The organism is Streptomyces sp. NTD107, from assembly GCF_059510435.1.
The window spans coordinates 378,728-397,195 of record NZ_JCAJZV010000005.1 but is presented as its reverse complement, the minus strand read 5'-3'; the positions used below and the strand labels follow the sequence as shown (position 1 = coordinate 397,195).

Here is an 18,468-nt window from a genome sequence, read left to right as displayed (position 1 = left end):
CCGGGCCATGCACGCTCATCATCCGCACCGCCACACCGTCAGCCGCCGGACGATACTGGGATCCGCCATCGCCGTGGCGGGCACGGCTGCGCTCGGCAATGCCTCGTGGTGGCCGGGCGGCACCGCCCGGGCCGCCGAAGCCACCGGGCCCGCGAGCCGCTTCACCGATGTCCTGACCTTCGGCGACCCCGCCTCGGAGCGGGCCCACCGGCTCACCGGACCGGGGACCAGTACGGTGACCGGAGCCGGCGGCCGGACCGCCCGGGTCGCCCACCCACTGGAACCGGCCGGAAACCGGCTCGCCGACCTGGTCTTCACCCTCGCCGTCGATCCGCACCGGCAGAACTACCTGACCCTCAGGTTCTGGGGCGAGGACAGCTCGGCCTACAAGACCGTGGTCCTCATCGACGGCCGCCAGGCCGGCTACCGCACGCACGGCGACTACGAGGCGATCAACCCGGGCACCCGCGGCGGCCTGCCCGGCCGGTTCTTCTTCTCCACCGCCATGCTGCCGCTCGCCGCCACCCAGGGCCGTACGACGGTCGAGATCACGCTGCGCACCTACCACGACAGCTATACGGGCACCGCGACCCAGGACTCGCGCCGCTGCTACGAGGCGTACTCCCACACCGACCCCCGCCTGGCCCCCGCCCCCGGGGACAGCACCGGCCACACCCCCGCCGCCCAGGCCGCGCCGGGGCTGACGGCCGCCGAGGAGCAGGCCCTGGTGGACCGCTACCGGCGGACCCAGACCGACCTCTTCACCACCCTTACGGCCCGCGCCGACGCAGATCCGGGCGCAGCCATGTCGATCGAACGCTACAAGGACGAGCTGCGGTTCTACGCCGAGGCGCTCCTCGTCGACTGGTGCCCGGCCCGCACCCCGCAGGAGAAGGCCGCCGCCCTGGGCCGGATCTTCCGGACCATCGACGGCTGCACCCGCCGCTACTACGCCGATGTGCGGAGCCTGGGCGACGGCGGCCACCAGTCCGACTGGGGCGGCTACTACAGCGCGCTGGGCGAGGCCCTGTACATCGTCGAGAACCTGATCGACGACGAGGACGTCCACGGCCGCGAACGCTTCCGGTCCTTCCTCGCCGAACCCTTCGAGACCGGCACCACGGACGGCCCCAACAGCATCGCCGGGGTGGACCACGACGGCGGTCCCCTCACCCGGGGAGCGGCCTGGGAGCGGGTGCTGAAGGCCACCTTCGACTTCGCCCGCTCCCGGCTCTCCTACATCTACAACCAGGTGATGTACACGTACGAGGGCGCGTGGAAGGCCCACGAGGGTCTTCGGGTGATCGGCTCGGGGCACTACGAGGGCCGCCCGCGCAGCCACCGCATCGCCGGCGAGGCGCTGGGCTTCGCGCCGTTCCTCGGCGAGGAGGTGCTGCTCGGCCCGGACGGGCGCGAACTCGACCTGTACCACTCGCTCTTCCAGCACGACAAGAACGCCGTCTACACCGAGGACTACCTCCAGGTCGTGATGCGCGGGCTGGCGCGGAGCAAGCTGGACGGGGCGGGCGAGGTGGTGCGCCGGCTGCCGTACGGCAAGCACTACACCGGCATCACCGCCGCCGGGCTGTCCCGCGAGAACCACTACGTGGGCACCTACGGCGAGTCCGTCAACTACCTTGCCTCATGGTTCCACCGCACCTGGGACCATGCCGGGGACGAGGAGCTGAACGACGACATCGTGCGGCTGGCGCTGCGCACCGTCCACGCCCGCGGCCTCACCCGCTACCAGGGCGAGGACGAGGCGGGCAACCGGGTGATGATGATGGAGCAGGTCCTGGACGCGCGCAGCTCGGCCTACCCCGGGCGCGTCGCGTACACCGCCGACGTCAACAGCGGCCCCAGGACGCTCACCTTCGCCTCGATCGAACACCACATGGCCGACCACCCGGAGCGCTACGCCGGCGCCGCGTGGCAGACGTACTGGGGGTATGCCCGGGAGGCGGTGGGCTTCGCCCAGCAGCAGCTCGCCGACAATCAGCTCTTCCGCTACTTCGACTCATACGTCCTGCCCCACCACAAGTACGACCTGCGGTTCGCCGAGACGTACGCGTATCTCACCCGGACCCGCGCGCGCTACCCGCGGTTCGGCGGACAGGTGGCGGCGGGGGTGCTGCTGCCCCACACCGACCTGCGGCGCTACACCGACGCCGAACTGGCCCGGCTCGGCGTCGACCGGACGCGCGCGCGGGAGCACGAGCGCTTCGCCTGGGTGGACATCGACAACGCCTTCGTCTCCCTCCGCGACGGCGACACCCACCTCTTCGGCTCTCTGGTCGAGCGCAACGCGGGCTGCATGGGCAACGGGCGCGTCCACGTACAGCGGGAGGGTGACGAGCAGTTGTGCCAGCTCGCGACCCAGGGTGTGCTCACCCACCGCGAGTACGCGCTGCGCCAGAACACCGTGGAGGACCCCACCGTCCACGACCGTTACTCCGACGGCTCGGTCAGGCTCGCGATGACCGGTGAACTGCTGCCGGTCGCCCACCAGCCCGGGGTGGGCAGGACCCACCGGGACAACAACGAGCTGGACACCCCCTACGCCGGTTACCCCGATCTCCTCACCGCCCGCTACGGCCGCTATCTCATCGCCATCAACACCACCCGCCCCGCTCACGGCAACGCCACCCCTCACGCGGTGGCGCTGCCGCCCGCGGTCCGGGGGCGGGGCACGGTGGCGGATCTCGTGTCGGGCCGGGAGCTGCGCGTGCGGGACGGCGCGGTGAGTCTGGAGCCGTTCACCGCCGCCGTCCTCGATCTCGGTACCGAAGAGACGGGCCGTGAGACGCCCGCCGCCGTCGACATCGTGGTCACCACGCCGGGCTCCCTGGGGGTGGGCCTGACCTGGCGGCCGGCGGCCGGGGCCGGCAGTTACACCATCGCCCGCTCCTCCGGCGTCGGCGGCCCGTTCCGTACCGTCGTGCGAGGGGTCACCGGCACCTCGTACGTGGACGGTACGGCACGGGCCGCCGGCACCTGGTACTACCGGGTGACGCCGGTCAACAGCCATGGTGAGGGCCGGAGTTCCCACGCCGTCGCCGCCGAGGTGGCGCCCGCGCACACCCCCTCGCTCAGCACCTCCGGAGGCTGGCGCGACGACGCCATCGGGGCCGGATCCGGCGGCGTCACGACCGTCAGCGGGCGGCGTGTCACCCTCGCCCGGGTGCGGGGCGAGGGGTTCGGCGCCGGGGCGGATCACCACATCTACCGCCGTTACGCGGCCGACTCGCTCCTCATGGCCAGCCGGCTCGCCCACGGCGACACCACCGTCACCGCCACCCTCACCGACAACGCCACCGGCGGCGTCATCCTGCGCGACAGCACCGCGGCTGTCGCCCGCTACGTCTACCTCGGCGCGGACACCGACGGCTCCCTGGTACTGCGCCACCGCTCCCTGGACACCCGCGAGGACATCGGCGCCGGCACCCCGGGCCAGGGCACCTCGGGTGGCCCCACCCGCAGCCCGGTGACCAGCGCGCTGGAGGGGTACGACGCCACCGCCCACCCCCACCTGCGGCTCGTCCGCGACGCGGGCACCCACGACATCACCGCGCTGGTGTCCGCCGACGGCAGCAACTGGCAGAAGCTCGCCACCGTGTCTCTTCCGATGACCGCCGTGATCCACGCGGGCGTGACCGCCACCACGGCCACCACCTTCGAGGCCGTCTCCGTCACCTCCTGACCGTCCACCACCGACATGACCCACGGTCCGCACCGGACCGTGGGTCATGGGTTCGTACGGTGTCCGGGGGCCGCGGCCGGCACCCCCAGGTCCGGGCGGCGCCGGCAGCGGCCTCCTACTCGAAGAACTTCAGACTGGCGCCGGTGTTGGTGTTGTCCCCCGGGACATTGGCACGCCGGTAGGTGGTGTTCCCCCACCACACGAACGTGCCGGTACGCCACTGCCGGTTGGACCAGCTGTAGGGCGTGCCCTTCGGTACGGCGTGGTACATGAAGGGGGCGCGCGGCCCGGACGGGGGGCTGTGGGCGATGTCGCCGTGGGTCAGCGCGAAGGTGTGGCTGCCGGGGCCGTTGACATGGATGGTGGGGTCCCACCCCTGCATCATCGTCGCCGGGTTGGAGCCGAACACCGCGCCGTTGGACTTGTACCAGTCCCACACATAGGTGGGGTCTCCGCCGGCCCGCAGCCGCAGGTCGGCCAGAAGGTACTGGTCGCTCCAGGAGCCGTTGGCCGAGTAGACGATGTGCAGTTGGCCGTGCGGGTCCATGATCGGCAGGGGCGCCTCGTTGATGTACGGCTGGCCGACCACCCGCTCCCAGCTCTCCCGTGGCTGCGAGATGAGGTACCGCGACCCGGTGGGCGTGGTGGGGTTGCTCATCCGGCACAGGTAGAGGTTCTGCTCGATGTTGGTGTCGCCCGACCAGCCGGACCACACGAACCACAGCTGGTTGTTGAAGGTGAAGGCCGAGCCGTCGATGGCCCATTTGTCGTCGGGCAGCGCCAGTTTCCGCTCCGCCCCGTACCCGCTGTCCGGCGAGTCCGAGCTGATCACATACATCCGGTGCGCCGCGCTCACCCCGCCCGAGAAGTACACGTAGTAGCGGCCATTGATGCGGGTGATCTTCGGCGCCCAGATCTCGCCCATTCCCGGGTCGAGCCAGATCTGCCGGGGCGGCACATCGAAGAGACCGACCAGGGTGGACGCCTGGCGCACCGAGATGCCGCCGCCGGTCACCTTGACCGCGTAGTACGTGCTGCCCACCCGGATCACGCTCGGGTCGGCCCCGTTGAGAAAGGTCGGCGCGGCGGCGCGTCCGAGGTCCGTGGCGGGCGCCGCCGTGGCGGCGCCCTGGAGCGCGCCGACCGCCGGCAGCGCCGTCGCGGCCAGCACGGAAGCCTTCAACAGGGAACGACGGGGTGGTCCCGACGCGTCATGAGCCATGGGCCTTCTCCTGCCTGGAAGTTCAGGAAACGGGGAGCGGCACCCCGGCGGTGCGGGTGCACGGGGTGCCCGGCGGACTCCACCATCAAAACCGGCCCGGTGGGTCCGGACAAGGTGATGCGGGTGTACTTCCGGCGGTCCGGAGAGGTCCCGTCCGCTGCCCGACCGACCGCGCCTCTGCCCCGCCGGGACCCGGACGGAGCGAACTCACCCCCGCGCGTCCGCCGCCCCGCGAGACCTGCGACGGTGCCCCCGTCGCGGCCACCACCTGCCGGGACGGCCGTAGGACAGAACCCCATGGTCCGCAGGGGACCGTGGGGCGGTGGTTGGTGGGTTGCTGACATGAGTCGTCCGGCCGGCACCGCCGTTGACGGTTTCGTCGTGCGTGGCACAGGTCAAGGCCGGTGGCCGGCGGGGAGTCGGGGATCCCCAGGCGGAGAAGGCCGACCGGCGGCGAGGGCGCCGGTGTCCAGGGGGCTCCAGTGGCAGGTGAGGAGGCAGGCGACATGGCCGGGGCGGCTGCCCGGAGTTGGTGAGGTGGGCGGTGAGTGCGACTTTGTAACCTGCGCTGACGGGCAGGAGCAGGTCATCCCCTACCGCAACTCATCCCGTACGGACTTTTCGAGGAGGGTGAACGACTTGGGCGTACCGCCCGGCTGCGGCTTACCCTCTTTGCGTCCCACCACCCGGTAGCCGGCGCTGAGGTAGTACGCACTCAGGCGTGCGTTGGTGGCCAGGCAGTCCAGACGAACCAACGGCCGGCCCGCCTCGGCCACGCGGCGCTCCGCGACTCGCAGAAGCCGCTGCCCCGTCCCGGGCGGGACACTTCTGTGGTCCACCATCAGCCGGTGCACATAGCCGGCCGTCGGCGGCTGCGGCCCCCAGGCGTCCTCGTCCTGCCACCAGAGCTCCCAGGCCCCGACCACACGACCGGCAGCCTCCGCGAGCCATACCTCCCCAGTCTTCATGATCCGACGGAAGTGGTCCCCGCCCAGCTCACCGGGCTGCCACTGACCAGTGACGCCTCGGGCAAGCATCCAGCGGGCCGCGTCGTCGCGCAGACGTACGACAGCGGCAAGATCGGCGTCGTCGGCGAGACGGAAGCGCAGGTCGTTCACGCCGCGATCCTCGCACAGGCATCCGCCCCCGCACCGACCGGCCGCAAGGGGCCCGTCCGGAAGAAGGACGGACACGTATCGCCGCCTGAGCGAGTGCAACTGATGCGCGGCTATGGATCATTACTCGCTGGGCAGGTAGCGGCACGGATGTGGCAGCCGTGCGTGGGCGAAGCGGATCCAGTGCCGGGTCGACGAGAACCCAGCGGGACCGGGCGATGGCCCAGCACAGCAGTTCGGCGTCCGTCGGTTTCGGAGGTCGCCCGATCCGGCGGGAAGGCGCCACACGGTCGTCGATGAACACGTACAGTGCCGCGGGTCGCACACGAACCAACGGACACCCTTTCATCATGGTCGCGGCCGGCACAGACAGCGGACTCCTTCATCTGGCGGCCGACGACGAGGACAGCTGAGCGCTCGCTACTCGGACCGCAGGACGAAGAACAGGAAGGACAGGAAGCGCGGCATGGCCGCGATAGCCTCGGGAAACATTTCGTGGGCTGCGGGGTCAGGAGCCGGCTCGCTGATGACCGAGATGTGGAAACCGGCCCCGGTGAAGGCCTCGATCGTCGCGTGCAGCGGCCTGTGCCAGCGACTCACCAGGGCGCTCTGGTCGCCTATGGTCCACTCTGTGGTCCAGTTGGTGGTGTCGAAGTAGTTGCATTCGGCCTCGCGGCCGACCTCACGGTGTATGAGGTTGACGGCAAAGGGATGGTCGACGGAAGCGATCAGCCGACCGCCGGGCTTGAGTATGCGTCGCAGCTCGGCCAGAGCGGGCCCCCAGTCCTCCAGGTAGTGCAGCACCAGGGATGCGACGACATCGTCGAACGTGTCGTCGGGGTAAGGAAGCGGGCGGGCCAGGTCCGTCACCTTCAGGTCAGCACCGTCGCCGAGCCGCTGCCGGGCCAGCTCCAGCATCTCGGCGCTCGAATCGAAGCCACTCACAATGGCGCCACGGTCGCGCAGCGCGGCGAACAGGAGCCCCGATCCGCAGCCGGCGTCGAGAATCCGCCGCCCGGCCACATCCCCGGCCAGGGCCAGCATCGCCGGACGCTCGTAGTAGGCATTCACCAGGTTGGTTTCGTTCACGGCCGAGTACGCCTTGGCGAAGCTGTTGTAGTCGTTGACCGTCGGCTGATCCACATCCACCGCCGACGGCGGGGCCAGCCGGACGGACATCACGTGCTCTTGGCGCTCGCTGGAGATCATGGCGGGAAAGACGAGTGCTGCGCCGGTGCGGTTCCCGCCTGCGGCCCACGGCCGCGCGGCGTCGTCGTACCGGTCGGTCTCCTCCGGCCGGGAGTCCTCCCCCTGTCCGGGCCACCCCGGTTCGGATCGGATCGTCCTCGGTCGCCGCCCGACGGAGCAAGATCACTTCCGTTGGCCACGCGGTTGTTCATACGGGGCCTCCGAGTGCCCCGGACAACAGAAAAGCCTCAGATCAACTGGGGTCTCTGCGGGGGCCCGAGGGGGGAACCGCAACCAACATCCACACATCCGCCCCCTGACGACGGTACTGGATCTGCCCGTGAGGACTGGGCAAGCAGGCTCAGCAGCCCCGTTGCCCCTTCATCACCCGGGACGTGAGCCGGGCGAATCTCCACCGCCGCCCATCTCGCCCACCGGATGACATGGGGTGCCGAATGGTCAGGAAGGCGGCCGGACAGCCGGCGCACACCAGGCCGCCCATGCCGCTGCCGACGACGGTGGCGTCCCACTCGGCCCGCTTCACCATGCGGGTCAGCCGTCCTCTTCTCGCGGTAAGCGGTGCGTGCCCGGCCGGGACCGTCCCCGGGTCTTCCGGAGGGGGCGACGTCCTCGTCCTGCGGGCGGTGTCCCGGGGCCCCTCCCGTACGACGACGGCCCTTCCGGACCGGGTCCGGAAGGGCCGTCGGGCTCGGCTGCGCCGGCTCAGGCCCGCGAACGGCGGACCGCCTCCAGGGCTACGATCGCGGTGCCGCCGACGAGCAGGTGCATCACTGCGATCGTGATCGCGGTGCCGCCGTCGGTCTCCAGCGTCAGCGGACCGACGAGGCTGATCAGCGTCGTGGCGGCGGCCAGGATCTGGGCCACCCTCAGGAAGCCGGGCTTCCACCGTGCGAGCAGGGCGGCGGCGGTGACCCCCACCGCCGGCGCGAGCACGGACACGATGATCACGTCGGCCGTGCCGATCTCGTCCGGCTTGCCGTTGAGCTCCACGACCAGCGAGGCTCCCGCGGCATCGCCGATGAGCAGGACGATGACGTTGACGACCGCGGCGATGACCGCGGCGCCGGCCACGGCCTGCCAGGCGGGCAGCCCGCGTCGGCCCTGGGCGGTGTGGGTAACGGCGGGGTTGCTGCTGGCCATGGGCCCTCCGGATGTCGTGTGGCACCGGGGACGGGGCGTGGCGCGACCGCCCCCGGCGCGGTGGTCGATGCGGTGCCCGGCGCCCGGGGGCGTCAGACGCCCAGACGCGCCGCGATGCCGTCGAGGACGCAGTCCAGACCTGTCTCGAACTGCCACCGCAGGTCGTCCTTGCGGGTGGCCTCGCCGATGTAGCGGTGGTACTTCGGATAGCGGCCGGTGTTCATGAGCCAGGTCATCTGGGACGCCAGTCCCGAGCGGGCCTCCTCACGGCTTGACCAGCCCCGTACGCGCAGCATCCGCGTCAGGCCGATCTCCAGGTCGACGGCGCCGTGCACGTACGCGGTGACGGTGCTACAGACGGCCATCGCCGTATCGGCGTCGAGACCGACGCCGTCGAGCGCGGCGAGGGCGCTCTCCGGCACCGCCAGTTGGTTGGGGGTCGGCGCGCCCCAGCTCACCCGGGCCACCCAGGGGTGCGCCAGGAGCACCCCACGGATGCGCAGGGCGAGCGTCCGCATGGTCTCCCGCCAGTCGGCGTCGCCGTCCGGGAGTTCCAACTCCCCGTAGACGAAGTCGACCATGAGCTCCAGGAGCTCGTCCTTCCCCGAGACGTAGCGGTACGCGGCCATGGGAGCGACGCCCAACTCGGTGGCCAGGCGTCGCATGGTGACGGCGTCGATGCCCTCGGCGTCGGCGATCCCGACCGCGGCCGTGGCGATCCGCTCGGGGGTGAGCGTCACGCGGGGGGCGGGGGCCGGGCGGTCGAGCCGTTCCCACAGGGAGACGCGGTCCCCGTCCTCGTTCTGGGGCTTTCCTTCCTGGGCAAGCATCGCTGGGCTCCTTCCGACGCGCTTGTGTACAACGTATCAGAGGGTAGACAACGTACATGGGCGCCAGGGGACGGCCCCCGACAGCGCGCCGGACCCGGGGCCCGCCCGCCCCCGGCGGGGATCAGGCTGGGCGGACCGCAGGGCGCGGTACAGGTCTCCTCCGGCTGCGCGCCGGTCATCGGCGGCAACCCGCCGACGCTCTCGCGGGCGAGGAGTTCGGCGTAGCCGGTGACGGGAGTGCCGCCGAACCGCTGGGCGGTGCGCCGGGCCTTGTCCGCGTCCCGGCCGGCGACGGCCGCGACCACGGTGCCGGGACGGGCGGCGAAGGCGGGCAGCCTGCGCCGGACCGCGATGTCCGCGCAGCCGGGCACGCCGATCCGCACGGTGTCGGTCATCCGACCCGCTCCGGCAGCGCGTTGAGGACGGCAGGCGGCTGCGCGGCCCCGAACCGGACCCGGACACCGCGTGGGTGGTGGTGCGGATCTTTACCGGGTTGCTGCCCGGGCTGGGGATCTTCGCCATCGCCGAAGGACTGCCCCGCGACGCGATCCCAGCCCCTCCGCCCACGACCGCACCCAGAACACGCTGCGCATCCAGGGCCGCAAGGGCCGGACCCGGCGCGTCGAACACCGCACCGCCTCGACGAGACCATCGACCCGATGACCCTCGCCGGCGCCGGAACCGACAAAACCCCACGGTCCGCAGGGGACCGTGGGGTAATGGTTGGTTGGTGTCCGAGGGGGGACTGCAACCAATACCCCACGCATCCGGCCCTTGACCACGGAGCTGGAACTGCTGGGCCGCTGATCTCAAGGCCGGGTTCGGACGTGCCGGGAAGTCAGTCCAGTCTGCTCCGCGCCGAAACCAGTCCTGCATCGGCGTGCGGAATCAGTTTCCCCGAGCAACGACCGATTCCCCGCCTTGCGTCCGAAGGGCGTCCTTGGCGGGCCCGAGGCACGCCACGCTCGGTGAGTCGACAGGTCACGGGGACAGGCTGGGCCGGCGGAGACCGCCCTGATGCTTCGTCGTTCCGGTTTGGCCCACCCAGTGGCGGCCACACTGGACAGGCACGACGCCCTCGAGTTGCGGTCGATTTGCGGTTGGCGGTGCCGGTGCCGGTGGCGGACGCCGGATACAACGCGGACTTGCCTTCCGGGGCACCCTTGCGGGCAAGAGCCTAGCCGATGGGCTGACGGCCAAAGCATGCGAGGCTCTGGCAAAGTTCGTTCCCGGTCACAACCCTAGCCCTTTTGCAACACCTTGCGGACATAATCTCGATAGCGCACCACTTCCGAGTTGAACTCAGAATTATCCGGATCCAAACAAGCAGCTGGCCCAGGCAAACCCGCCAGCTCACGCAGCGCTGGCTCGAAATCTGGATCAAGCCCCTTATGGCATGTCCCACAAAGTGTGACCAGATTCTCCTCGGCCGTTGGGCCATTCATTCGCCAAGGGATGAGGTGGTGTACGTGAAGTTCGATATCCGTATGATCAGTTGCCCTGCGGCCGCAAATAGTGCAGCGGAAGCTATCACGCTTGAGAACCTGCATGCGCAGCTTCCGAGTGGGTGCTCGACGCTCCACAGCCTCGTCGGCAAGGTGACCAGTTGCCAGGTATCCGAATCCGCCAGCCTCGGCAGAGCCATCACGAACGCATTCGAACGGTCTAATCACTTCAGGTAGACGAGAAGTAGCGAGCCCTCTCTCGACAATTGCATTGCCACCAATCCGCAGGTAGACGGAAAGTTGGATATCGTCGATTACCGATACCCAGCCTCGTCCAATCGTGGTCCATGCGTCGGTCATTCGCTGGGGGTCCATCAAACTTGCAGCACGAATCTCCCACCCAGGATTTCGCGAAGACTGGCTTACCCAATGAGACTGCCGTGACCAGTAAGGGTTCCCCCTTCGGTTTGCCCCCAAGGTCAGTGCATAGTAGTCACTATGTGGGTCGAACCGCTTCATCTGCACCAAGACTTGAGACGGTTCGACGGAGTTATCAGCGCCCTTGTTCATCACAAGGGAAATCTTGTCACAAGAAATTGATTATTGATTGCATAGGATTTCATCAGGTTGCCATCGTTCAAATTGCCAGATTCGTGCATAATATCCCTTATCGCCTAATTGCCCCTCGCGTGAGAGCAAAGCTTGAGCGAGCGTCATGGCAGTATGAGTGATGGCGCGAAGGACGTTCAGATGCGCACGACGGCCCAACAGTCTAACTCACGTCGCCAGCGCATCCATCCGTTTCTGAATCGTCCACCTTACTTGCTGTCCCTGCCAACGGTGTTCTCAATGGAACCGTTATTGGCGCTGGGGCCGGCCCGGGTTCTCCCGGGTGTTCATCCCCTGCATCTCCAGTACGGTGGTCACCCCGAACCGCAGGGCCAGCGCCAGGGACCCCGGGCGGGGTGGACATGGGCGTCGATCAGCCCGGGCGGCAGTGCGGCGCCGCTGCCATGCGGGGCGCCGGCCGCGACGCGTCCTGCCCATCGCATTGTGGTCGGCAGCAGCAGTTGTGCCAACCCTCACGAGTCCTGCCGCGCTGGTCGGTTCCGGAGGTGATCCGGGAGGTGCCCAAGATCAATGGGTTGGGCTGACCAATCGGTGATCCTTTAGGTGACCCTGAACTGGCAGTCGTATCAGTGATCCCATTTTCATGAGATCGCCCCCAGGAATGAGACGAAGCAGGTCAGCGCCCCGTTTGGCACCTGCGGCGAGGGCCGACTGTATATCGGGGCAAGTAAGTATCTCGATCCAACCCAGCGGCGAGGCCAGCCCTCGCCGCCACTTGCCTTTCGGTGGATAATCGGAACCTGCACTTTCTCCAACTTATCCATCTCTCTATCATTGCTTTCCGAATCTACTCCATTTGCCATTCCTTGTTTCCGCAGTCATTTGAGCCAAGGCCTTAATCTGTTGACTCGGTTGGCTGCTGATCCTGGCGTCGACGCCTCGCCAGAGGTGAGAGGAATTGACTGACTGCTAGCTCCCCGTCAGCGCGCTGCGGGGGCCGCCGCTGGCTGGGGAATTCACCCCACAGACGTTGGCGCGCCAGAGGATATTTGGATCGGTCGTGACCTTGGCAGACCACGACGGCTTGCGTCGTGCATTCCGGCCCATTCCTTAATTTCGGTCGCTGTGCCCAGTCCGAGGGCTTGCAGCCGACGGGAAGCGGCAGAAGCGCCTGGCCGGGGTGGACGAGATGGTCACCTCGCTGTCCGCGAAGGGACCCACGACCGGGGAGGTCCAGGCCCACCTGGCCGAGGACTATGGGACGGAGGCGTCCCGTCAGACGATCTCCGCGGGCCAGATGCGAAGGAGCCATTCTTCGATGCCCCGGAAGAAGAGTTCTTGGGCGTCGCGGGCACGGGTACGTCCGCGGCTGTACGCGGCGAGGTGGTACGTACCCGGCGGGCCGAGGGTGATGGGGGCGCCGTAGCAGGTCCCGTTGAGGTCTCGCAAACGGAGTACGCCTCCGATAGAGCCGATGACGATGCCTGTGCCAGTTTCCCAGGCGCTGGCTGGCTCCGGAAGTGGTTTGCCGCTCCAGACCTCCACTCGGACCGTGGGGTAGAAGTCGTTCCCCCCGGTGATGAACAGTGCTCCCCCTGCGGGTCCGGCGACGGCGATCTGGCCTTCGGGCACCGGGGTGCCCATGGCTGTTGAGCCTTCCAGATCGTCGAGGATGAAGGTCCGGAAGGAAATCTCCGGCTCAACCTCTACGTCCGACAGCAGAACCGATTGACGGTGACGCATTCGTGCCTCTCCGAGGGCTGCCCAGTCATGACTGGGCAGCCCCTTGGTCGTTCAGTTAGTCTCCAATAATGACCCAGTAAGGGTCACTGTCCAGTATGCGCTGCTGGGTGTACCACGCCCCAAGCCGACTACCGGCCAGCTGGTTGTCTGAACTGTCGATGACCTGCACGGAGAAAAGCCCATTCGCAACCGACGCCCCCTGGTATGTGGCAGCGAATGGGTATTCATCGCAGTCAAGTCCCCGCTGACCATAGTCCCGACCGTAGAGCGCCGCACAGAGCTCTACAGCGACAGCACGGTTTCTATTCCGCAAGGAATTATCGTGGTAGGCCCGCGTGAGGGGCTGAAGGCTTTCAGGTGCGCCAGGAATGGTGCCACGCTTCGGCGGAAGGGTGAGCTCCGGCGAATATTGGGCTATGCGGATATGGGAAGCCGCCTGGGTGACAGTGGGATCCGATATGCTGAGCTTGTCGAAGATCTCGATTACGAGGTCAAAGACACAACCGGATTGCCCTCTGAGGTAGGACGCGGAATCGCATCGAAAGCCGTTCTCAGTGAAGGCATGAACCTCACCCTGAGCAGAAGCTTTGCCCGTGAAATTGTAGAAGCTGACACTATCCACATTCGAATCGCTCGACTCGGGAGAGCTGAATCCGAAATATGTGCTGGGGGAGGTCATCCACTGGGAAATCTTGGCAGTTCGGCCATTATTGCCACCGGCCCTACAGACTGCGCCAAAATAGCCTACGCATTCCATTTTGAGGCCAAATTCTATTTCAGCGGCTATGGCGGCGTTGCCAGTGAGGCGGATGTCCTCCAGGACAGTCGCGAATCTGACGCTATCGACGTCAGCATCTGAAGGGTCCCGCACGCGGTCACCTGCCTGCCCAAGCGTGACAGCCACGAAGTGTGCCGCAGCTCGCTCAGTGCAGCCACTGGAGCCGCATTCGGCCTCGTATGCGATCATTTCCCTGACGCTGCACCAGGTCATATGGCTCAAGACGACGCCAGCTTCTCGGCGAGCTAACTCGCTCTCCTTGCACGCAATGACGTCTGATGTGCGGAAGCCTTCACCGGCAGCGTCGACCTCACTGTGCCCTTGAGTCATGCGCTCAGCAAGTTCGATGCGAGCAGCCACCTCCTCCGGCCCCTCCTCGGGGATGAGAAGCGACCGGTCCTCGAACCTGGTCTTCTCCGTCTGCGAGTTCTCCCCGATACCCCCTGTCCCCCCGCTTACCACTAGGCCAGTGACGATGGCGCCATCCTGCCGAACCGCCGCGTCGTTCTCCAGCGCCTGCGCTCCGAGCGAACTTCCGAGCAGCAGACATGCGGTGACGGCAACAAGAACGGATCTCAATCTACTTCGCATTTACCCCACCCAATTGACCCATGCGCAGCCGGATGACTACGCCGGGTCACACCTTAGGCATAGCTGACCTGTCCCTGTCATGGGGAGGTCAAGAGGTTGACCGAAAGTGACCCCTTTGGCCAACAGGAGGTCCATCGCAGCTCAATGACCCCACCGGCAGTTCTATGCGTAGCTCATGGCAAGGCAGTGGTAGATAGACGTGTGACCAGCGGCTTCGGCAGGCCCAGTACTGGCTCTGTTCGAGGGACAGCGGTCTGTTTGATGGCACTGCGGGGGTGAGTTCTTCTCTATACGGGTGTCAGCACAAGCTGTTCCTGGCTCCTCGCGCTGCCGCTCATGGCCGCAACCTCTTCCCGTCCCCCCGTCGCAAACATCACGCTCCCCGCTTCGGTGTGGTTGAGCCCCTCCCGTTCGTCAGCCGTCCCCGTTTGCCCGTCGCCTGGGGTGGAGGGTGTGGTGCCGGAGTGGGCGGTGACCCGGATTCGCACCGAGTTCGCCTACCGCCCGGGCAAGTCTTCCCTTCCGCTGCTGCACATCGACCTCGGTGATCTCGACGAAGGCATGGGCGCCCGGGCCCCGGCTCCTGGGCCCCGAGGATCACCGCCGGTCCGTCGCGACCACCGTTCCGATGGTGGTCCTCGCGCAGTTGCCCGCTCATCTCGTGCACGGCGCCGAGGCTGCCTCGCCGGTGACCAGTGCGATGGATGAGGGGCTGTCGGGTTTCTTCTACCGGGCCTAGCGGCTTCTGCAGTCGGAGAGGCGGCTGCTGGTGGCGTGCCGTCAACAGCACCGGGAGGGCGGCGAACTGGTCGATCCCTGCGGTGGGCTGATCGCGTGTGCGCGGTCGGCCGGGTTGGTGTACGTGCAGCACATCCTGATCGTGCACGCCGCCGCGCACGGTAATCGCCTCCATCCAACCCCGGATGTTCCGCCGGCTGATCGGGGCCGGCATCAGCCGGTCCACACCGATCTGCTGCTGTTCACCACGGCCTGAATTGGAGGTTTTGTTGAGTCACACGGTGTGGAACACCGCTCCCACGTCCGCGCCCTCTCAGCGTTTGGGACGTTATGTGTCGGTCAGCGCAAATCCGGGGAAGATGCTGCCCGCCATCGCCGCCCACGCCATCCAGCGCTACACCCGGCCCGGGGACCTGGTGCTGGACCCGATGTGCGGGATCGGCACCACCCTCGTCGAGGGTATCCATCTGGGCCGGAGGGCGATCGGTGTCGAGTACGAGCCCCGCTGGGCCCGCTTGGCCCGGGCCAACACCGTCAAGGCCATCCAGCACATGGTGCACGGCGCCGGAGAGGTGATCCAGGGCGACGCCCGGAACCTTCCGGATCTGGTACCGCCGGAATACCACGGCAAGATCGACCTGGCCGTGACCTCACCGCCGTACGGAAACTCCGCGCACGGCAGAGTCCGAGCCACCAAAGAGACACGTGAACCCGGCGTCGTCAAATGGAACAACCGGTACAGCCGAGACCCCCGCAACCTCGCCTACACCAGCACCGACCGGCTGCTGAACTCCGTGACCCGGATCTTCGCCCACACCCACCGCCTTCTCGCCCCGGGCGGAACCCTCGTCGTCACCGCCCGACCGTGGCGCCACCACGGGGAACTCATCGACCTCCCCACCGCCATCCTCGCCGCCGGCCGCCAGGCCGGCCTCACCCCCACCGCGCGCTGCGCCGCGCTCTTGGCCGGCATCCGCGACGACCACCTGGTCCTGCGCCCCTCCTTCTTCCAGGCGAAGAACATCGGCGACGCCCGCCGGCAGGGCATCCCGCAGTGTCTGATCGCGCACGAGGATGTCCTCATCTTCCGCAAAGCAGGCGCCCCGCAGTGAGCGGGACTGAGAAGCCGCAGGGCGGCGGTCACCGGCCGCCGCCCTGCGGCTTCACCGTCACCTTCCACCTGGACGAACCTCACCTGACCACCGGCGCCGCCGCCGTTCTGCTGCGTATCCTCCAACAGCACGCACACAAAGAGAAAAGGGGGGATAAAGAGCAGATTGGCCCTCTTTCGGATATCGAGATAAGCCTTGATGAAACCTGACAGACAGGTCATCAGTCGCAGGCGATCTCGCGCGAAGGAATAGCCGATGACGACTTCCGATTCCGCAGTTCTTCCCTGGCGGGCGCACCTGGGCCGGCAGCCCGCTCAGCCGGTAGAGAAGTTCCCACGCGAAGGGTTGCGGTTCGCGTTCAAGGGGCGGGTGTCCACCGAGGACCAGCAGGATCCGGAAGCTTCCCGGCGGTGGCAGCTGGAACGCGCGGAAGCCCTCATCAAACCGGCGGGCGGCCGGGTCACGGCGGAGTTCTTCGACGTGGGGCAGAGCCGGGCCCTGCCGTGGAAGCGCAGGCCGCAGGCCGCCGCCCTGCTGGCGGCGCTCGCCGACCCGGCCCGGGGGTTCGACGCGGTGGTGATCGGTGAGCCGCAGCGCGCCTTCTACGGCGGTCAGTTTGGCAACACCTTCCCGCTGTTCGTCCACTACGGGGTGCCGTTGTGGGTGCCGGAGGTCGGCGGGCCGATCGATCCGGACAACGAGGCCCATGATCTGATCATGTCGGTGTTCGGCGGCATGTCGAAGGGCGAGCGGAACCGCATCAAGGTCCGGGTTCACTCCGCCATGGCATCCCAGGCCCTGATGGAAGGCCGCTATCTCGGCGGACGCCCCCCGTACGGGTACCGGCTGGTGGATCTGGGGCCACACCCGAACCCCGGCAAGGCGGCGGACGGCAAGCGCCTGCGCGGCCTCGAACCTGATCCGGACACCGCGTGGGTGGTGGTGCGGATCTTTACCGAGTTCCTGTCCGGCCTGGGGATCTTCGCCATCGCCGAAGGACTGACCCGCGACGGCATCCCCAGCCCCTCCGCCCACGACCGCGCCCGCAACCCCCACCGCGACGGCCGGGCCTGGAGCAAGAGCGCCGTCCGGTCGATCCTGCTCAACCCCCGCTACACCGGACGGCAGGTATGGAACCGGCAGGCCAAACACGAATGCCTGCTGGACATCGAGGACGTCACCCTCGGCTACACCACCGCCATGCGCTGGAACACCGAAGACAAATGGATCATCTCCCAGCGCATCGTCCACACCCCGCTCATCGACGACGACACCTTCGCCCGCGCCCAGGACACACTGCGGATCCGGGGCAGCAAGGGCCAGACCCGGCACGTCGAACACCGCACCCGCCACATCTACCCGCTACGGGGGCGCATCACCTGCGGTTTCTGCGAGCGGCGGATGCAGGGCCAGAAGTCCCACAACGACGCCTACTACCGCTGCCGCTTCCCCGAGGAATACGCACTCGCCCAACGCATCCACCACCCCCGCAACGTCTACCTGCGCGAAAGCTGGATCACCCCACCCCTAGACACCTGGATCGGAACTCTCTTCTCCCCACACCGCCTCGACGAGACCATCGACCTGATGACCCTCGCCAGCGCCGAACCTGACACCGAACAGAACCGGCGCGCCATCGAGGCACAGGCATTGATCGCCGACTGTGATCTGAAACTCAAGCGCCACCGGGCGGCCCTGGAAGCCGGGGCCGACCCTGTCCTGGTCACTGAATGGATGAATCAGACGCGCCAGCAGCGCACCGCAGCAGAACGCGACCTCGCCGCAGCCACCTCATCCGGCGGAAACGGTTCCCATCCGATGAACCGGGAAGACATCGCCGTCCTCGTCCGGGATACCAGCACGGCCGTGGCAGCCATCCAGAATGCTTCGGCCGCCGACCGGGCCGAGCTGTACAAACTGCTGAACATCACCCTCAGGTACGACATGGCCGCCGCGACCGTCCATGTCACCGCTACCCCGGGGCAGCCGTACGACAAAACCCCACGATCCGCAGGGGACCGTGGGGTAATGGTTTGTGTCCGAGGGGGGACTTGAACCCCCACGCCCATAAGAGGGCACTAGCACCTCAAGCTAGCGCGTCTGCCATTCCGCCACCCGGACGGGGTGTGTCGCTGTGACGACGACAACGATACCAAGGTCTGCCGGGTGGTCGGGACCCATTGCTCTCCGTGATGGCGTGGTGACTTGGGTGGGATTCGGCGGTGTTCCGCGCGATGTCTTGACGACGCACGGGGGTGGTGGGTTTATGGGAGCG

The 18,468-nt window shown here is 67.7% G+C and carries 14 protein-coding genes, 1 tRNA gene and 3 pseudogenes; 7 read left to right on the top strand and 11 right to left on the bottom strand.

Annotation, left to right across the window (positions count from 1 at the left end; genetic code table 11):
* The first annotated feature begins 7 nt into the window (after positions 1-7).
* Complete coding sequence (locus AC5WRL_RS13920; RefSeq protein WP_496088788.1) at positions 8-3,700, top strand: Tat pathway signal protein; 3,693 nt, start codon at positions 8-10, stop codon at positions 3,698-3,700.
* A 115-nt stretch (positions 3,701-3,815) separates the two neighbouring features.
* On the opposite strand, the gene AC5WRL_RS13915 is transcribed toward AC5WRL_RS13920, so the two are convergent.
* The 8 genes and pseudogenes from AC5WRL_RS13915 to AC5WRL_RS13880 form a co-directional block, all read right to left on the bottom strand.
* On the bottom strand, positions 3,816-4,922 hold the full coding sequence (locus AC5WRL_RS13915; RefSeq protein ID WP_496088787.1) for a glycoside hydrolase family 43 protein: 1,107 nt from the start codon (positions 4,920-4,922) through the stop codon (positions 3,816-3,818).
* Positions 4,923-5,515: 593 nt separating this feature from the next.
* On the bottom strand, positions 5,516-6,040 hold the full coding sequence (locus tag AC5WRL_RS13910; protein WP_496088786.1) for a GNAT family N-acetyltransferase: 525 nt from the start codon (positions 6,038-6,040) through the stop codon (positions 5,516-5,518).
* A 123-nt stretch (positions 6,041-6,163) separates the two neighbouring features.
* Positions 6,164-6,386, bottom strand: a pseudogene (locus AC5WRL_RS13905) (hypothetical protein); the annotation flags it as partial.
* A 71-nt stretch (positions 6,387-6,457) separates the two neighbouring features.
* A complete protein-coding gene (locus tag AC5WRL_RS13900) occupies positions 6,458-7,246 on the bottom strand; it encodes a class I SAM-dependent methyltransferase (RefSeq protein ID WP_496088785.1) in 789 nt (262 codons plus the stop codon).
* Positions 7,247-7,948: 702 nt separating this feature from the next.
* Positions 7,949-8,386 carry a DUF6069 family protein gene (locus tag AC5WRL_RS13895; RefSeq protein WP_496088784.1) on the bottom strand — a complete coding sequence of 146 codons (438 nt, stop codon included), beginning with the start codon at positions 8,384-8,386 and terminating at the stop codon, positions 7,949-7,951.
* A 92-nt stretch (positions 8,387-8,478) separates the two neighbouring features.
* A complete protein-coding gene (locus AC5WRL_RS13890) occupies positions 8,479-9,216 on the bottom strand; it encodes a TetR/AcrR family transcriptional regulator (protein ID WP_496088783.1) in 738 nt (245 codons plus the stop codon).
* A gap of 1,241 nt (positions 9,217-10,457) precedes the next feature.
* On the bottom strand, positions 10,458-11,021 hold the full coding sequence (locus AC5WRL_RS13885) for an HNH endonuclease (RefSeq protein WP_496088782.1): 564 nt from the start codon (positions 11,019-11,021) through the stop codon (positions 10,458-10,460).
* Between the two features lie 516 nt (positions 11,022-11,537).
* Positions 11,538-11,674: pseudogene (locus tag AC5WRL_RS13880) on the bottom strand (amidohydrolase family protein); the annotation flags it as partial.
* A 713-nt stretch (positions 11,675-12,387) separates the two neighbouring features.
* On the opposite strand from AC5WRL_RS13880, the pseudogene AC5WRL_RS13875 reads away from it, so the two are divergent.
* Positions 12,388-12,519, top strand: a pseudogene (locus AC5WRL_RS13875) (IS256 family transposase); the annotation flags it as partial.
* Here AC5WRL_RS13875 and AC5WRL_RS13870 read toward each other — a convergent pair.
* On the bottom strand, positions 12,507-12,974 hold the full coding sequence (locus AC5WRL_RS13870) for a hypothetical protein (protein WP_496088781.1): 468 nt from the start codon (positions 12,972-12,974) through the stop codon (positions 12,507-12,509). The pseudogene AC5WRL_RS13875 and the gene AC5WRL_RS13870 sit on opposite strands and share 13 nt — an antisense overlap.
* A gap of 55 nt (positions 12,975-13,029) precedes the next feature.
* Positions 13,030-14,112 (bottom strand): NucA/NucB deoxyribonuclease domain-containing protein, encoded by a 1,083-nt coding sequence (locus AC5WRL_RS13865; RefSeq protein WP_496088780.1) that lies wholly within the window; start codon positions 14,110-14,112, stop codon positions 13,030-13,032.
* 775 nt (positions 14,113-14,887) lie between these two features.
* Here AC5WRL_RS13865 and AC5WRL_RS13860 point away from each other — a divergent pair.
* From AC5WRL_RS13860 to AC5WRL_RS13840, 5 genes are all read left to right on the top strand, one after another.
* On the top strand, positions 14,888-15,082 hold the full coding sequence (locus AC5WRL_RS13860; RefSeq protein ID WP_496088779.1) for a hypothetical protein: 195 nt from the start codon (positions 14,888-14,890) through the stop codon (positions 15,080-15,082).
* Between the two features lie 30 nt (positions 15,083-15,112).
* Positions 15,113-15,337: a hypothetical protein gene (locus AC5WRL_RS13855; RefSeq protein WP_496088778.1), complete on the top strand. Its 225-nt coding sequence runs from the start codon at positions 15,113-15,115 to the stop codon at positions 15,335-15,337.
* A 76-nt stretch (positions 15,338-15,413) separates the two neighbouring features.
* Positions 15,414-16,193: a TRM11 family SAM-dependent methyltransferase gene (locus AC5WRL_RS13850; protein WP_496088777.1), complete on the top strand. Its 780-nt coding sequence runs from the start codon at positions 15,414-15,416 to the stop codon at positions 16,191-16,193.
* Positions 16,190-16,402 (top strand): hypothetical protein, encoded by a 213-nt coding sequence (locus AC5WRL_RS13845; protein WP_496088776.1) that lies wholly within the window; start codon positions 16,190-16,192, stop codon positions 16,400-16,402. Before AC5WRL_RS13850 ends, AC5WRL_RS13845 begins: the two co-directional genes overlap by 4 nt.
* A gap of 46 nt (positions 16,403-16,448) precedes the next feature.
* Positions 16,449-18,248 carry a recombinase family protein gene (locus tag AC5WRL_RS13840; RefSeq protein ID WP_496088775.1) on the top strand — a complete coding sequence of 600 codons (1,800 nt, stop codon included), beginning with the start codon at positions 16,449-16,451 and terminating at the stop codon, positions 18,246-18,248.
* Here the strand turns inward: AC5WRL_RS13840 and AC5WRL_RS13835 are convergent.
* Positions 18,230-18,314, bottom strand: a tRNA-Leu gene (locus AC5WRL_RS13835). The genes AC5WRL_RS13840 and AC5WRL_RS13835 overlap by 19 nt on opposite strands.
* Between the last annotated feature and the right edge of the window lie 154 nt (positions 18,315-18,468).

What these genes read in the sequence shown, in the direction of transcription:
- AC5WRL_RS13920 (WP_496088788.1), top strand. Translation starts at nt 8, where the DNA reads ATGCACGCTCATCATCCGCACCGCCACACCGTCAGCCGCCGGACGATA.
- AC5WRL_RS13890 (WP_496088783.1), bottom strand. Translation starts at nt 9,216, where the DNA reads ATGCTTGCCCAGGAAGGAAAGCCCCAGAACGAGGACGGGGACCGCGTC.
- AC5WRL_RS13840 (WP_496088775.1), top strand. Translation starts at nt 16,449, where the DNA reads ATGACGACTTCCGATTCCGCAGTTCTTCCCTGGCGGGCGCACCTGGGC.
- AC5WRL_RS13900 (WP_496088785.1), bottom strand. Translation starts at nt 7,246, where the DNA reads ATGATCTCCAGCGAGCGCCAAGAGCACGTGATGTCCGTCCGGCTGGCC.
- AC5WRL_RS13870 (WP_496088781.1), bottom strand. Translation starts at nt 12,974, where the DNA reads ATGCGTCACCGTCAATCGGTTCTGCTGTCGGACGTAGAGGTTGAGCCG.
- AC5WRL_RS13895 (WP_496088784.1), bottom strand. Translation starts at nt 8,386, where the DNA reads ATGGCCAGCAGCAACCCCGCCGTTACCCACACCGCCCAGGGCCGACGC.
- AC5WRL_RS13915 (WP_496088787.1), bottom strand. Translation starts at nt 4,922, where the DNA reads ATGGCTCATGACGCGTCGGGACCACCCCGTCGTTCCCTGTTGAAGGCT.
- AC5WRL_RS13885 (WP_496088782.1), bottom strand. Translation starts at nt 11,021, where the DNA reads ATGACCGACGCATGGACCACGATTGGACGAGGCTGGGTATCGGTAATC.